Below are 15,109 nucleotides of genomic sequence, written 5' to 3'. Positions count from 1 at the left end.
TCCTCATGGCCCTCGACCTGTTCACCGTCGGCGACCCGATCGCCGACACCAAGGCCCCCCGGGACGTCCCGATCGGCGAGCGCTGGAGCGAGCGCCGCTTCCGGGCGAAGCTGGTCAACCCGGCCAACCGCCGCAAGCTGACCGTCATCGTCGTCGGCACCGGCCTGGCCGGCGGCTCGGCCGCCGCCACGCTCGGCGAGGCCGGCTACAGGGTCAAGTCGTTCTGGTACCAGGACAGCCCGCGCCGGGCGCACAGCGTCGCCGCGCAGGGCGGCATCAACGCCGCCAAGAACTACCGCAACGACGGCGACTCGGTGCACCGGCTGTTCTACGACACGGTCAAGGGCGGCGACTTCCGCGCCCGCGAGGACAACGTGCACCGGCTGGCCGAGGTCAGCGTCAACATCATCGACCAGTGCGTCGCCCAGGGCGTGCCCTTCGCCCGCGAGTACGGCGGCCTGCTCGACAACCGCTCCTTCGGCGGCACCCAGGTGTCGCGGACGTTCTACGCCCGCGGCCAGACGGGCCAGCAGCTGCTCTACGGTGCCTACCAGGCCCTCGAGCGGCAGATGGCGGCCGGCACCGTCGAGCAGTTCGCGCGCACCGAGATGCTCGACCTGATCGTCGTCGACGGCCGGGCCCGCGGCATCGTGGCGCGGAACCTGATCACCGGCGAGATCAGCACGCACTTCGCCGACGCCGTCGTGCTCGCCACCGGCGGCTACAGCAACGTCTTCTACCTGTCCACGAACGCCAAGGGCTCCAACGCCACGGCGATCTGGCGGGCGCACAAGCGGGGCGCGCTGTTCGCCAACCCCTGCTACACGCAGATCCACCCGACCTGCATCCCGGTGCACGGCGAGTACCAGTCGAAGCTCACGCTGATGAGCGAGTCGCTGCGCAACGACGGCCGCGTCTGGGTGCCCAAGGAGCGCGGCGACACCCGCGACCCGCGGCAGATCCCCGAGGACGAGCGCGACTACTACCTCGAGCGGATCTACCCCTCGTTCGGCAACCTGGTCCCCCGCGACATCGCGTCGCGGCAGGCCAAGAACGTCTGCGACGAGGGCCGCGGCGTCGGCCCCAACGGCCTGGGCGTGTACCTCGACTTCGCCGAGGCCATGCAGCGGCTGGGCCGGCCGGCCATCGAGGCCAAGTACGGCAACCTCTTCGACATGTACGCCCAGATCACGGGTGAGGACCCCTACGAGGTCCCCATGCGGATCTACCCGGCCGTGCACTACACGATGGGCGGTCTGTGGGTCGACTACGACCTGCAGTCCAACATCCCCGGCCTGTTCGTGATCGGCGAGGCCAACTTCTCCGACCACGGCGCGAACCGGCTCGGCGCCAGCGCCCTGATGCAGGGCCTGGCCGACGGCTACTTCGTGCTGCCGAACACGATCAACGACTACCTGGCCTCCGGCCCGTTCGACAAGGTCGACCCGCAGCACCCGGCCGCGGTGGAGGCGCTCGAGGGCGTCCGCGCGCAGACCGAGAAGCTGCTGTCGATCAACGGCACCCGGACCACCGCCTCCTTCCACCGCGAGCTCGGCCGGCTGATGTTCGACCTGTGCGGCATGGAGCGGTCGGAGGAGAGCCTGCGCAAGGCGCTCGACCGGATCCCCGAGATCCGGCAGGAGTTCTGGACCAACGTGAAGGTCCCCGGCGAGGCCGGGCGCTTCAACCAGAGCCTGGAGCACGCCGGCCGCGTCGCCGACTTCATCGAGCTCGCCGAGCTCATGTGCGTCGACGCACTGCACCGCAACGAGAGCTGCGGTGGTCACTTCCGGGCCGAGAGCCAGACCCCCGACGGGGAGGCCCTGCGCGACGACGAGAACTTCGCCTACGTCGCGGCCTGGGAGTGGACGCCCGAGGGCGTCCCGCCGGTCCTCCACAAGGAGGACCTCGAGTTCGAGTACGTCCACCTCGCCCAGCGGAGCTACAAGTAATGAACCTCAAGCTGCGTGTCTGGCGTCAGCGGAGTGCGGCGGAGAAGGGGCAGATGGTGACCTACGAGGTCACCGACGTCTCCCCGGACATGTCGTTCCTCGAGATGCTCGACGTGCTCAACGAGCAGCTCATCCTCGACGGTGAGGACCCGGTCTCCTTCGACCACGACTGCCGCGAGGGCATCTGCGGGTCGTGCGGCGTCATGATCAACGGCCGCGCGCACGGCAACGGCCTGTTCGAGAACCACCCGCAGACCACCACCTGCCAGCTGCACATGCGGTCGTTCAAGGACGGCGACACGATCGACGTCGAGCCGTGGCGGGCGACGGCGTTCCCGGTCATCAAGGACCTCGCCGTCGACCGGTCGGCGTTCGACCGGATCATCCAGTCGGGCGGCTACATCAGCGCCCCGACCGGCACCGCCCCCGAGGCGCACTCGATCCTGGTCGCCAAGAAGGACTCCGACGCCGCCTTCGACGCCGCCACCTGCATCGGCTGCGGCGCCTGCGTGGCGGCCTGCCCGAACGCCTCGTCGATGCTGTTCACGGCCGCGAAGGTCACGCACCTGGGGCTCATGCCGCAGGGCCAGCCCGAGCGCAACGACCGGGTGGTCAACATGATCCACCAGCAGGACCTCGAGGGCTTCGGCGGCTGCACCAACATCGGCGAGTGCTCGGCGAGCTGCCCCAAGGGCATCTCGATGGAGAACATCTCCCGGCTCAACCACGACCTGCTCGGCGCCCTGCGCGCCGGCGCGCGTCCCAAGAGCTGACGAAGGACCCCACTGCCCCCACGCCTCGCAGGCTCGGCGCGGGACCCTGCAGCGGGGCCGTTCCAGCACGGTCCGCCGGCGGGCGGGGACTCCTGACGGGGTCCCCGCCCGTCGGCGTCTCCGGGGCAGACGGTGGCGCCGGGTCGGTTCGAGGTGCAAACTGACGGCGTGACCACGCTCTACGACCTCGCGGACCTGCCCGGCCGCCCGTGCACCATCGCCGCCGCCCTGGAACTGGTCGGCGAGCGGTGGTCGCTGCTGGTGGTCCGGGAGGTCTCCCTGGGCAACCACCGCTTCAGCGACATCGCCCGCGGCACCGGGGCGCCCCGCGACCGGCTGACCGCCCGGCTCAACGCGCTGGTCGCCGCGGGGGTGCTCGAGCGCCGGCAGTACAGCGACTCGCCGCCCCGCTCGGGCTACCACCTCACCGCGTCCGGCCGCGACCTGCTGCCGGTGCTGCAGGCGCTGCTGCAGTGGGGGGACCGCTGGGCCGCCGAGGAGCCGCCGGTCCGCCTGCAGCACGCGCCGGCCGGGCACGAGGAGCACACCGTCGACGCCGAGTGGGTGTGCCGCACCTGCGGCGAGCCGGTCAACTCCTCGCGGGTCGAGCGGGTGCTGACCCCCGCCGGCCGCGCGCTGTCCGGGCTGCCGGCGGACGAGACCCGTGAGCACTGAGATCGACCCGGTGACCGGTGCGCCGGCCGGGTGGGGCGAGCCGCGCTCCCGGACGGTCACCTGGTTCGACCCGATGGTCACCGCGGCCGGCGGCCGGGAGCGCTCGGGGCTGGAGACGCTGGAGGCGGTGCGCGACGGCGTGCTGCCGCCGCCCCCGATCGCCCAGCTGCTGCAGATGGACCTGGTCGCCGTCGAGGAGGGCCGGGTCGAGTTCGCCTGCGCCGTCGACGAGTCGGTCTACAACCCGATCGGCGTCGTCCACGGCGGGCTGGTCTGCACGCTGCTGGACTCCGTCGCCGGCTGCGCGGTGCACACCACGCTGCCGCACGGCGTCGGCTACACCTCGATCGAGCTCAAGGTGACCTACCTGCGGGCGGTCACCCAGACCAGCGGGCCGCTGACCGCCGTCGGCACCGTGGTCAAGCCCGGCCGCCGGGTCGCCTTCGCCGAGGGGCAGGTCACCGACGCCGCCGGCAAGGTGGTCGCGACGGCGTCGAGCTCGCTGCTGGTCTTCCCGCTGCCGGTCTGAGTCAGCGGCGGCGGATCCGCACGTCGTCGGTGCAGGTGGCCGTCGAGCGCAGCCGCCGCCAGCCCGGGCCCGCGCCCGCGAGCCACCGCCTCGGGTCACCCGGTTTCCCGGCTCCCCCGGAACCGGTCCACGACGAGCTCGGGGACGACGTAGGGCTCCCCCGGCACCGCCCTCTCCGGGAAGTCGAAGACGGCGACCATCGACTGCAGCGGGTAGTCCGGGGTGACCGCGACCTCGCGGACCACCCGCCCGTCCACGGAGACCGCCGCACCGTCGGGCCGCCAGTCGACGGCGTAGGTGTGCCACTCGGCCACGTCGATGCCGGGCCGGGGCGCGGCGAAGTCCTCGGCCAGCCGCGGGTCGCGGAACGGGTGGGTGCCCATCCCGACGGCGGCGCCCTCGACCGGGTCGACGGCGTCGCCGAACACCTCCATCACGCACAGCTCGCCGGAGCGCTCGGGCGCGTCCTCCAGCCCGACCAGCCACCAGGCGACCATCGACCGCGGCGTCACGGTGGCCCGGGCGCGCATCTCCAGCCGCCCGTACCGCGGCGTCCAGCCCCAGTGCGCCGGCTGCTCCTCGCGGACCACCGCCCCGGGCCGTACCGGCTGCTGCCCGACCGTGCTGCCGACCGGCCCGGAGAACACGCCGGACTGGATGCCCGAGACCCGCAGCGGCGGGTGGTCGTCGGGGCACCACAGGGGCGTGTCGTCGGGCAGGTACAGCCGCAGGCAGGAGTCGCGGACCTCGTAGCAGGCCGCCGTCGCCGCGCGGGAACTCCACTGCGGCAGGTAGTGCGGGACCCAGACGTCGCGGTCGAGGTCGTCGCCGTCGAAGTCGTCGACGAAGGCGCCGGGGTCGCTCATCGCGACTGCAGTGCGTCCAGCGCCACGGCCATGGACGCGGCGACGCGGAAGTCCAGCCGGGGGTCGGGGACGGTGACGTCGTAGCGGTCGCGGACCGACTTCCGCCGCTCGACGACGAGCACCGGCTGCCCGGTCGCGGTGTCGACGAAGTCGAAGTGGAAGACGAACGGCACCCAGACGTCGCCGAGGTACGGGATCAGCTCCCACACCCGCCGCAGGATCGCGATGAACGGCCGCCGCTCCCGGCCGACGGCGGTCAGCCCCGGCACCGACAGGTCCCAGGTCGAGCGCAGCAGGCTGGCGCCGAACCGCTTGCTGAACGTGCCGAGCGGGCGGCCCTGCTCGTCGAGGACGTCGTGCTCGGCGTGCACGTCGAGGCGCTGGCGGGCGCGGAAGGAGAAGACCGGCCGGGTCCGCTCCTCGTCGGCGGTGAACAGCACCTCCTCCTTGAGCTTGAGGCGCTTCTGCTGCGCCATGGCCAGCAGCTCGCCCTCGGTGCCGTCCGGCCCGACGGCGCGGACCTCGTAGCGGTTGACCATCACGGTGATCCGCTGGTGGACGGCGAAGCGCGGGACGACCATCGCGGCGCGGGGCTCGTCGGCGTACGGCACGGTCACGGCGGCACCTCCGGGCTCGGGTCCTGGCCCCATCGTGGCCCCCGCGTCCAGAGACACGCCGTGCGCAACCAGGTAGAACGCGAGAATCTCGTCCTCACCAAGCGAGTGCACAACCGCTGTGCCAGGGTCGGCCCAGGGGGAGTGTGTCCCCTCACACATGTGCGGAGGTCGTGGTGTCGCAAGGATCCCGTCGCGTCGGCGTCGCTGTGGTCGGACTCGGGGGCGCGGTCGCCACGACCGCCGTCGCCGGGCTGGAGCTGCTCCGGATCGGGGCCGCGGGCACCGACGGGCTGCCGCTCGCCGGGCTGGAGGTGGCCGGCGGGCCGGTCGAGGAGACGACGGGTCTGGCCGGCTACGACGCCCTCGTCGTCCGCGGCTGGGACCTCGACGGCTCGGACCTGCGCAAGGCCGCCGAGCAGCACGCGGTCCTCGACTCCCGGCAGCTGGAGCAGGTCGGGCCGGCGCTGTCCGCGCTGACCCCGTGGCCCGCGGCCGGTGACGCCGACTTCTGCCGCAACGTCACCGGCGGCAACGTGGTGCTCGCCGAGACCCGCCGCGACCAGGTCGACGCCGTCCGCGCCGACCTGCGGCGGTTCCGCGAGGAGGAGTCCCTCGACGGCCTGGTGCTGGTCAACCTCGCCTCGACCGAGCGCTGGCCCGACCCGTCGGCGCCCGCGCTGCAGACGGTCGAGGCGTTCGAGGCCGGGCTGGACGCCGACGACCGCGCGATCACCCCGGCGATGGTCTACGCCTACGCCGCGATCGCCGAGGGCGTCGGCTACGTCAACTTCACGCCGTCGCTGGCCGCCGACGTCCCGGCGCTGGTCGCCCTCGCCGAGGCCCGCGGCGTCCCGGTCGCCGGCAAGGACGGCAAGACCGGCCAGACGATGATGAAGACCGTCCTCGCGCCAGCGTTCCGCGCCCGCTCGCTCACCGTCGAGGGCTGGTACTCCACCAACATCCTCGGCAACCGCGACGGGCTGGCCCTCGACGACCCCGACTCGCTCAACAGCAAGCTGCAGACCAAGGGCAGCGTGCTGGACTCGATCCTCGGCTACCCGGTCGAGGACCACGTCGTCCGGATCGACTACTACCGGCCGCGCGGGGACCAGAAGGAGGCCTGGGACGCCATCGACCTGGTCGGCTTCCTCGGCCGGCGCATGCAGGTCAAGGTCGACTTCCAGTGCCGAGACTCGATCCTCGCCGCCCCGCTGGCGCTGGAGCTCGCCCGGCTCACCGACCTGGCGCAGCAGCGTGGCGAGGGCGGGATCCAGCGGCAGCTGGGCTGGTTCTTCAAGGCCCCGATGACCGCCGACGGCAGCGTCCCCGAGCACGCGTTCCACACGCAGGAGGCGACGCTGCTGGACTGGCTGGCCGCCGGCGCCCCCGCGCGGTGACCGCCCTCGACTCCCGGGGGACGCTCACCGCGCTGGCCGGCCTGCGGCCGCTGCTGGCCGAGATCGGCGACGCCAAGCGGGTGCGCGTCGCCGGCACGCCCGGCTCGCTCGCCGAGCAGGCCTTCGCCCGGGCCTGGGCGCGGCTGGCGGCGGGTGAGGACGTCGCCGACGTCGCGTTGTCGGAGACGGCGGCCGCGGTCGCCCGCGCCCGGCTGGCCGGCATCGACGCCGGCGTGCTGACCGCCGCCGGGCTCTCCGCCGACGAGGCGCTCGCGGTGCTGCGCCGCGGTTTCGACGAGGTGGCCGGCCCGCTCGACGCCGGGCTGCGGGACCGGCTGCGGGCCGCGCTCGGCCCGCTGCCCTCCCCCGGCTCCCCGCCGGGCCTGGCCCCGGCGCTCAACGCCCAGCCGCGCGCGGGCGCGACCGCGCCCGGGAAGCCGCGGATCCTGGTGGAGCCGCCGGAGAGCCACGGCGACCACTGCCTCACCGTCGCCGTCTACGGGGCGCTGGTGGCGCCGGTGGTCGGCGCCGACCCGGTCGCGCCGTTCCTGCTGGGCATGGCCCACCACCTGCACAACGTCGTCCTGCCCGACGCCGGGTTCGCCGGCGAGGTGCTGCTCGGCGACGCGCTGGACCGGGTGGTGGCCACGCTGGAGGAGCGGGAGCTGGCAGCGCTGCCGGACGCGCTGGCCGGCCGGGTGCGCGGGGTGCTCGCGCTGCGGCCGGACGCCGAGGTGCCCGAGGCGCGGGCCTTCCACGCCGCCGACGTCCTGGACCGGGTGCTGCAGGTGCACCACCACGCGCGGGCCGCGGCGTTCACCGCGGCGCAGGCGCTCGACGACCTCGAGCTGGTGCACGCCGGGCCGGTGCAGGCCTACCACCTCGACGTCCTGGCGGCGGCCGGGCTGTGAGCCTCGCCCTCGAGGTGCCCGTCGTCGACGGGATCCCGTTCGCCCGCGCCGGCCGGGACGACCTGCGCGCCGAGGTCGCCGGGCTGGTGGCCGCCGGGGAGACCGACCGGGCGCGGGTGCTGCTGCTCGCCGACGCCGACGACTGGTGGACCGCGCCGCCGCCCCCGCCGGAGCAGCTGGCGCTGGTCCCCTTCGCGCGCACGCTGCGCGAGGCGATGGCCCTGCTCGGCATGGGCCGGGTCGCCGACTACTTCGCGCACCGCTGGTCGGACCCGACCCACCTGGCCGGCCTGGCGCTGCTGCAGGCGCACTGGCCCGGGGACCGGCCGGTGGTCGACGTCGCCTGCGGGATCGGCGCGCACCTGCGCGAGCTGGCCCGCCGCGGGGTGCGCCACCTGCTCGGCGTCGACGTCGTCTGGGCGAAGCTCTGGCTGGCGCGGCGGTTCGTCTGCCCGTCGGCGCGCTACCTGTGCGCCGACCTCACCGCCGCGCCGTCGCTCGCCGTCGGCTCCCCCGCGTACGTCATGTGCCACGACGCCTTCTACTTCCTCCGCGACAAGCCGGCCGCCGCGGACGCGATGCGCGCGCTGGCCGGGGACGGCGGCACCGTCGTCGTCGGGCACGCGCACGTCGCCGACCCGCACGGGGAGCCGCTGCCGCCGGAGGGCTACGCGGCGGTGCTCGGCACCGACCTGCTCTACGACGACGACGAGCTGACCCGCTCGCTGCTCGAGGGCCGCCCGCCACGGCCGGCGCCGCCCGCGGACCTGCGCGCCAGCGAGGCGGTGGCGCTGGTGGCCGGGGACCCCCGGTCCCCCGCGCCGGCCGACCTCGGCGAGCCGCTGCCGCCGCTGGCGCCCAACCCGCTCTACCGCGACGGCTGGCTGACCTGGCCGAACGAGCGCTACGCCGTCGAGTACGGGCCGCGCTCGGGCTACCTGCCGCCGCGCTGGCCGGACCCGCTGCCCGCCGACGCCGCCCGCCGCCGGCTGCTGGTGGACCTGCCGGAGGCGTGGTGAGCGCCCGGCCCGCCCCGCGAGATCGGCGATCTCGTGGCGATCGGGCGCTGATGGCCACGAGACCGCCGATCTCGTGCGGCGGGGGCACGGGGTGAGCGTCGGGTGGGGCGTCGCCGGGTGCGGCTGGGTGGCCCGCGACCACGCGCTGCCCGGGCTGCTCGCCGTCGACGGCGCCCGGGTGGTGGCCCTGCACGACCTCGACCCGGCGGCGATGGACCGGATGCCGGTCGAGGGCGCCGTCCGGACGACCGACCTCGCGGGGTTCCTCGCCACGCCCGGCCTGGACGCCGTCTACGTCGCGGTGCCGAACGCCGGGCACCGGCCGCTGGTCGAGGCGGCGGCCGCGGCCGGGAAGGCCGTGCTGTGCGAGAAGCCGCTGGCCGCCGACGCCGACGACGCGCGGGCGCTGGTCGACGCGTGCGCCCGGGCCGGCGTGCTGCTGGGCACCGCCTACGACCAGCGGTGGCACCCCGCGCACGTGCGGCTGCGCGAGCTGGTGCCCGAGCTCGGCACGGTCACCGCGGTGCGGATCGTCTACTGCTGCTGGCTGCCCGGGGACTGGACACCCGACGGCCGGCCGCACGACAACTGGCGGGTCGACCCGGCCCGCGCCGGCGGCGGCGCCGCGATCGACCTGGCCCCGCACGGCCTCGACCTCACCGGCACCCTGCTCGGTGAGGACGTCACCTCGCTGTCGGCGCTGCTGCAGACCCGCGTGCACGACTACGGCGTCGACGACGGCGCGCTGCTCACCGGCACGACCGGCGCCGGCGTGCTGGTCAGCCTGCACGTCGCGTTCAACACCCCCGACGCGCTCCCCCGCCGCCGCCTGGAGGTGGTCGGCACCCGCGGCATGGCGGTCGCCGTCGACACGATGGGCCAGACGGCGGGAGGCTCGCTCACGCTGTACCGCCCCGACCCGGTGGACGTGCCGTTCGCCGACACGCCGCCGTTCCAGGCCCAGTTCGCCGCCTTCACCGCCGCCGTCGCGGGCCGCGCTCGGTGGCCGTACGCCCCCGCCCGCGACCTCGCCCTGCACCGCCTGCTCCTCGCCGCCCTGTACGAGTCCGCCCTGTCCGGAGGGAAACCGTGAGCTCGCCCGACGTCCCCGGCGCCATCGACCGGGCCACCGACCCCGCCGCCGACGACGGCGCGCGGCACGGCACCAGCCAGGTCGACACCAACCCCTACCGCGGCCTGCTGCCCGACCTGCCCGCCTACGCCTGCACCAACTGCGGGCACTGGCAGCGCTGGCCGGCGCCCGGGCCGCTCGTGTGCCCGGTCTGCGCCGACGTCCGCAACGCGCTGCCCGAGCACGGCTTCGAGTTCGTCACCGCCAAGCAGGCCGACGAGCTGGTCACCGGCTCCTGGCGGCCGGCGCCGGTCGACGGCGTCACCGAGTTCGGCACCGAGCCGCGCTTCGGGCTGGACAGCCGCGGCTGGGTGATCGAGACCGACATCGGGCTGGTCGGCTTCGAGTGCGCGCCCTGGTACACCGCCGACATGCTCGCCGAGCTGCGCCGGATGGCCGCCGAGAAGGGCGGGTTCCCGGTGCTGGCGTCCTCGCACGTGCACGGCTACGGCGCGCTGTGGCAGCTGCAGCAGGAGCTCGAGCCGCGGGTGGTCTGCGTCAACGTGCACGACCTGGTGTGGACCAAGGCCTTCCGCGTCACCTGGCCGGCCGACGACGTCACGGTCCTCGCGCCCGACCTGACGCTGCACCGCACCGGCGGGCACTTCCCCGGGCACTCGGTGCTGCACGACTCCCGCCGCGGGGTCCTCTTCTGCGGCGACTCGCTCAAGGTCGACCTCTCCCCCGACGGCGACCCGGTGGCCCTGTCGGCGCACAAGGCGTTCCACGCGCAGATCCCGCTGTCGCACGGCGAGCTGCGGGAGATGCTCGCCGTCGTCGCGGAGCTGGACTTCGGGGTCGTCGCGACGCCGTTCGAGATGGTCCCCGGGGTCACGACCGACCACGTCGTCCACCTGGTGCAGCGGCTGCTGTCGGGGCCGCCGGACGCCGCGCCCGTCCCGCTGGACGAGCTGTGACGGCGGTGGGGACGACGCCGTCGCAGCGGTACCGCGACAGCTTCCCGGTCCCGGTCGAGGACTTCGCGATCGAGGGCATCGACGTCCTCGACGTGCCGCTGCACTCCGCGGTGCTGCCGCCCTCGGAGCTGCACCCGGGCGGCAGCGGGCTCGGCTACGGCGCCACCCGCGAGGAGGCCCGCACCGGCGCGATGGGCGAGATGGCCGAGATGGCGCTGTCGCTGCGCGCGCACCGGGGCGTCCCCCGCGAGGAGGGCTCCTGGGCGGAGATGACCCGCCGGCACGGCCGCGACCGGGTCGCCGACCCGCGCACCCTCTGCCTGGAGGCGGGCAGCCCCTACGACGACGACCGCCCGCTGCAGTGGCTGCCGATGGCCCGGCTGCGCGACGGCGAGCGGGTGCTGGTGCCGGCCGAGCTGGTGGCGTCGGCGCCCGACGACCTGCCCGGCGCCCCGCCGCCCGGCGGCTGGCTGACCACGGTGATCACCAACGGGCAGGGCGCGGCCTTCGACGCCGACCGCGCGGTCACCCACGCGCTGCTGGAGGTGCTGCAGCGCGACGGCAACGCGACGGCGTTCCGCGCGATGGACCGCGGCGTCGTCGTCGACCTCGACGGGATCGCCGACCCCGACGCGCGGGCGCTGCTCGACCGGCTCGACGCCGCGGGCATCGACGTGTCGGTCAAGCTCGCCTCGACCGACTTCGGCGTCGTCGACGTGTACGCCGTCGGCGGCTCGCGGGACGGGTCGGAGCCGGTGCCGGTGATGGCGACGGCGTGCGGGGAGGCCGCGCACCCCGACCGCGACACCGCGATCCGCAAGGCGCTGCACGAGTTCGCCTCGGCCCGCGCGCGGAAGGCGTTCATGCACGGGCCGTTCGACGTCGTCCTGCCGGCGACGCCGCCGGGCTACCTGGAGCACTGGCGCACCGGGCACCCGCCGGAGCGGCTGGTCGAGGAGGACCGCGCGCTGCAGGCGATGCTGGCCTGGACCCGGATGGGCACGGCCGCGCTGGTCGACCTGCTGCAGGACACCGTGCTGTCCCGCCGGTCCACCGTGGCGCTGGCCGACCTGCCCACCTGGCGTGGCGACGACCTGCACGCGCACGTCACCGGCGCGGTGCAGGCCGCCGGGCACGACGTGCTGGTGGAGCTGCAGCCCTCGGCCGGGGACGCGGTCGCGGCGAAGGTGCTGGTGACCGGCCTGGAGGTCGAGACGATGTCCTACGGGCGGATCGGCGAGCGCGGCGTGCGCCGGCTGCTGGACCGGGGCGACCCCCTGGTGGCCGTCGGGACCGACCCGGGCGGCTGGGCGCGGGTGCACCTGACCGCCGACGCCGAGGAGCGCCTGGGCGGGCCGGCCTGGTTCGACCGCGCCGGCGCCGACCGGCGGGTGGGCGCCCTCTACGCGCTGTACCGGGAGCCGGGCCGGCACGTGGTGGCCGAGGTGCTGGCGCAGTGAGCCTGCGGTACGCGTACAACACCAACGGGCTGACCTCGCACCGGCTGTCGGACGCGCTGTCCTTCCTCGCCGACTGCGGCTACGCCGGGGTGGCGCTCACCCTCGACGTCGTCCACCTCGACCCGTTCGCCCCGGACGCGTTCGCCCAGGCGGAGAAGGCGCGGGCGCGCTGCGACGAGCTCGGGCTGGGCGTGGTGGTGGAGACCGGCGCCCGGTTCCTGCTCGACCCGCGGGCCAAGCACGAGCCGACGCTGGTCACCGCCTCCGCCGAGGGGCGCGCGCGGCGGCTGGCCTACCTGCGGCTGGCCTGCGACCTGGCCGAGGTGCTGGGCGCCGAGGCGGTGAGCTTCTGGGCCGGCGTGCCGAAGCCGGGCGTCGACCGCGACGAGGCCTGGGGCTGGTTCACCGACGGCGTGCGGGCGCTGGTGGACAGCCACGGCGGCCGCTCCTACGCCCTCGCCGTCGAGCCCGAGCCCGGGATGCTCGTCGAGGACTGCGACGGCTGGGCGCGGCTGGCCGCCGAGGCGTCCGGGATCACGCTGGCGCTGGACACCGGGCACTGCGTCGTCGCCGGCGCGTACGCGCCGGAGGAGGCGGTGACCCGGTTCGCGCCGCACCTGGGCACGGTCGCTGTCGAGGGGATGCGCCGCGGCGTGCACGACCACCTGCCGCTCGACGAGGGCGACGTCGACCTGCCGGCGGTGCTGCGGGCGCTGCGGGAGGCGTCGTTCGACCGGCTGGTCACGCTGGAGCTGTCCCGCGACGGGCACCGCGCCCACGAGATGGTGCCGCGCTCGATCGCCACGCTCCGGGAGGCCGAAGGGGCATGAGGATCTGCTTCGTCAGCCGCCGCTACTGGCCCGCGGTCAGCGGGATGAGCGTCTACGCGGAGAACCTGCTGCGGGAGCTGGTCGCGCTCGGCCACGAGGTGGTGCTGGTCAGCCAGTACCGCGACGACGAGGCCGGCACCCGCGTCTACGGCGGTGGCCCGCCCCCGGCCGACCGGGTGCCCGCCGGCGTCGAGGTGCACGCGCTGCCCAGCCGCGGCGAGACCGTCGTCCCGGCCGACTGGGAGGGGGACGTCGACGAGATCGTCCGCACCGTCCTCGACCTGCACGCGCAGCGTCCGTTCGACGTGCTGCACGCCCAGTACGGCTACCCGCCGGGGCTGGCGGTGCTGGCGGCCGCGCGGGAGACCGGGCTGCCGGCCGTGGTGAGCATCCAGGGCGGCGACGGGCACTGGGTGGGCACCTGCTGCGCCACCCATGCGCACGCGATGCGCGCCGTCGTCGACTCCTCGAGCGCGGTGCTCATCGGCAGCGCCAGCTTCCGCGACGAGGTGGTCGGCAACCTCGGCAGCGACCCGGCGCGGTTCACGATCGTCCCGGGCGCCACCGACACCCGCCGGTTCTCCCCCGCCGAGCGGCCGCCGGGCGCGCTGCAGGACCCGCCGGTGCTGCTGTTCCACGGCCGCGTCGACCGCCGCAAGGGCGTGCTCGACCTGCTGGAGGCGCTGCCCGACGGCGTCCGGCTGGTCGTCTCCGGCATCGGCCCCGACCTCGACGAGGCGAGGGCCCGCGCCGACGGGCGGACCACGTTCCTCGGCTACGTCCCGCCCGACGAGGCGCCCGCGGTGTACCGCTCGGCCGACGTCTTCGTCAGCCCGACCTACAGCGAGGGGTTCTCCAACACGCTGCTCGAGGCGATGGCCGGCGGGCTGCCGATCGTGAGCACCGACTCGGTCGGCGTCGTCGACTGCCTGCGCGACGGCGAGAACGGGCTGCTGCACGAGCCGGGCGACGTCGCCGGGCTGCGGGCCGCGCTGGACCGGCTGCTGTCCGACGGCGCGCTCCGGCAGCAGCTGGCGGCGACGGCCCTGGAGGAGGTGCGCCGGCTGTACTCGTGGCCGGTGCTCGCCCGCTCGATCGACGACGTCTACCGGTCCGTGGCCGGGTCCACGCCCGACCCCGCCTGGACGATGCCGCCGACGGTCGACCTCTCCTGCCGGTTCCGCGGCGCGGCGCACCTGCTGTGAGGGTGACCGCGGTGAGCCCGCACCTCGACGACGCCGCGTTCTCCGTGGGCGGCACGCTCGCCGCGCTGGCCGACGCCGGGCACGAGGTCACCGTGGTCACCTGCTTCACCCGCAGCGTGCCCGACCCCGTGGGCTTCGCCCTGGCCTGCCAGCTGGACAAGGGCCTGCCGGCCGACGTCGACTACATGGCCCTGCGCCGCGACGAGGACGCCGCCGCGATGGCCGTGCTCGGCGCGGCACCGCTGCACCTGGACCTCGCCGAGGCGCCGCACCGCGGGTACGACAGCGCGGCGGACCTGTTCGCCGGCGTGCACGAGGACGACGACGCGTGGCTGGACGTGCGCGCCGCGCTGGCCGGCCTGCCCGGCGACCTGTGGCTGGCCCCGCAGGCGCTGGGCGGGCACGTCGACCACCTGCAGGTGCAGCGCGCCGTCGCCGGGACGGGCCGGCCGGTGCTGTGGTGGCGCGACTCGCCCTACGTGCTGCGCGCGCCCGACGCCGTCCCCGGCCCCGACCTGCCCGGCGGGCTGACCCCGCTGGAGCTGCCCCGGGACCTCGGCCGGCGGGCCGGCGCCTGCGCCTGCTACGCCACCCAGCTCGGCTTCCAGTTCGGCGGCGCGGACGCGATGCGCACCGCGCTGGCCGGCCTGCCCGAGGTGCTGCTCGCCGACGCCGGGGCCCGGGAGCTCAGCCGCCGGGTGCTGTCCGGCGCCCGCTCGTGCTCTGGGCCCCCCACTGGGCCGTGCACGCCCCCCCTAACGTCAACCCCACCTCCAGGTGCACCCACACCACCACGCCCGCCGCGTACCTTCCCAATCCCCCCGAC

The 15,109-nt window shown here is 75.1% G+C and carries 15 protein-coding genes; 13 read left to right on the top strand and 2 right to left on the bottom strand.

All coding sequences use genetic code 11. The features are described 5' to 3' along the window. Positions 1 to 5 precede the first annotated feature (5 nt). The 4 genes from ACI8AA_RS06340 to ACI8AA_RS06325 all read left to right on the top strand — a co-directional run bounded on the left by ACI8AA_RS06340 (position 6) and on the right by ACI8AA_RS06325 (position 3,929). The gene (locus ACI8AA_RS06340) at positions 6 to 1,952 is read left to right on the top strand and encodes a fumarate reductase/succinate dehydrogenase flavoprotein subunit (RefSeq protein ID WP_457043653.1); all 1,947 of its coding nucleotides are present in this window, start codon (positions 6 to 8) and stop codon (positions 1,950 to 1,952) included. After that, positions 1,952 to 2,725 carry a succinate dehydrogenase/fumarate reductase iron-sulfur subunit gene (locus ACI8AA_RS06335; protein ID WP_457043652.1) on the top strand — a complete coding sequence of 258 codons (774 nt, stop codon included), beginning with the start codon at positions 1,952 to 1,954 and terminating at the stop codon, positions 2,723 to 2,725. The genes ACI8AA_RS06340 and ACI8AA_RS06335 overlap by 1 nt, the downstream gene beginning before the upstream one ends. Positions 2,726 to 2,893: 168 nt before the next feature. Beyond that, entirely contained in the window at positions 2,894 to 3,400 is a 507-nt protein-coding gene (locus ACI8AA_RS06330) for a winged helix-turn-helix transcriptional regulator (RefSeq protein WP_457043651.1), read from the top strand. Next, positions 3,390 to 3,929 (top strand): PaaI family thioesterase, encoded by a 540-nt coding sequence (locus ACI8AA_RS06325; protein WP_457043650.1) that lies wholly within the window; start codon positions 3,390 to 3,392, stop codon positions 3,927 to 3,929. Before ACI8AA_RS06330 ends, ACI8AA_RS06325 begins: the two co-directional genes overlap by 11 nt. 95 nt (positions 3,930 to 4,024) lie before the next feature. On the opposite strand, the gene ACI8AA_RS06320 is transcribed toward ACI8AA_RS06325, so the two are convergent. Then, positions 4,025 to 4,795 (bottom strand): glycoside hydrolase family 16 protein, encoded by a 771-nt coding sequence (locus ACI8AA_RS06320; RefSeq protein WP_457043649.1) that lies wholly within the window; start codon positions 4,793 to 4,795, stop codon positions 4,025 to 4,027. After that, a complete protein-coding gene (locus tag ACI8AA_RS06315; RefSeq protein ID WP_457043648.1) occupies positions 4,792 to 5,412 on the bottom strand; it encodes a hypothetical protein in 621 nt (206 codons plus the stop codon). Before ACI8AA_RS06315 ends, ACI8AA_RS06320 begins: the two co-directional genes overlap by 4 nt. A 206-nt stretch (positions 5,413 to 5,618) precedes the next feature. On the opposite strand from ACI8AA_RS06315, the gene ACI8AA_RS06310 reads away from it, so the two are divergent. The 9 genes from ACI8AA_RS06310 to ACI8AA_RS06270 form a co-directional block, all read left to right on the top strand. Then, on the top strand, positions 5,619 to 6,809 hold the full coding sequence (locus tag ACI8AA_RS06310) for an inositol-3-phosphate synthase (RefSeq protein WP_457043647.1): 1,191 nt from the start codon (positions 5,619 to 5,621) through the stop codon (positions 6,807 to 6,809). Then, a complete protein-coding gene (locus ACI8AA_RS06305; RefSeq protein WP_457043646.1) occupies positions 6,806 to 7,720 on the top strand; it encodes a hypothetical protein in 915 nt (304 codons plus the stop codon). The genes ACI8AA_RS06310 and ACI8AA_RS06305 overlap by 4 nt, the downstream gene beginning before the upstream one ends. Then, the gene (locus ACI8AA_RS06300; RefSeq protein WP_457043645.1) at positions 7,717 to 8,739 is read left to right on the top strand and encodes a methyltransferase domain-containing protein; all 1,023 of its coding nucleotides are present in this window, start codon (positions 7,717 to 7,719) and stop codon (positions 8,737 to 8,739) included. The genes ACI8AA_RS06305 and ACI8AA_RS06300 overlap by 4 nt, the downstream gene beginning before the upstream one ends. Before the next feature lie 91 nt (positions 8,740 to 8,830). Beyond that, a complete protein-coding gene (locus ACI8AA_RS06295; protein ID WP_457043644.1) occupies positions 8,831 to 9,832 on the top strand; it encodes a Gfo/Idh/MocA family protein in 1,002 nt (333 codons plus the stop codon). Continuing rightward, positions 9,829 to 10,788: an MBL fold metallo-hydrolase gene (locus ACI8AA_RS06290; RefSeq protein WP_457043643.1), complete on the top strand. Its 960-nt coding sequence runs from the start codon at positions 9,829 to 9,831 to the stop codon at positions 10,786 to 10,788. Before ACI8AA_RS06295 ends, ACI8AA_RS06290 begins: the two co-directional genes overlap by 4 nt. Then, a complete protein-coding gene (locus tag ACI8AA_RS06285; protein WP_457043642.1) occupies positions 10,785 to 12,248 on the top strand; it encodes a YcaO-like family protein in 1,464 nt (487 codons plus the stop codon). The genes ACI8AA_RS06290 and ACI8AA_RS06285 overlap by 4 nt, the downstream gene beginning before the upstream one ends. Further along, entirely contained in the window at positions 12,245 to 13,078 is an 834-nt protein-coding gene (locus ACI8AA_RS06280; protein ID WP_457043641.1) for a sugar phosphate isomerase/epimerase family protein, read from the top strand. The genes ACI8AA_RS06285 and ACI8AA_RS06280 overlap by 4 nt, the downstream gene beginning before the upstream one ends. After that, positions 13,075 to 14,283, top strand: a complete 1,209-nt coding sequence (locus ACI8AA_RS06275) for a glycosyltransferase family 4 protein (RefSeq protein ID WP_457043640.1) — start codon at positions 13,075 to 13,077, stop codon at positions 14,281 to 14,283. The genes ACI8AA_RS06280 and ACI8AA_RS06275 overlap by 4 nt, the downstream gene beginning before the upstream one ends. 11 nt (positions 14,284 to 14,294) lie before the next feature. Continuing rightward, on the top strand, positions 14,295 to 15,109 hold an 815-nt coding region (locus ACI8AA_RS06270; protein ID WP_457043639.1), incomplete at its 3' end, for a PIG-L deacetylase family protein.

This window comes from Geodermatophilus sp. SYSU D01180, assembly GCF_054050415.1.
Note: the sequence above shows the minus strand (reverse complement) of the source record. Positions and strands in the feature narration are given on the sequence as shown.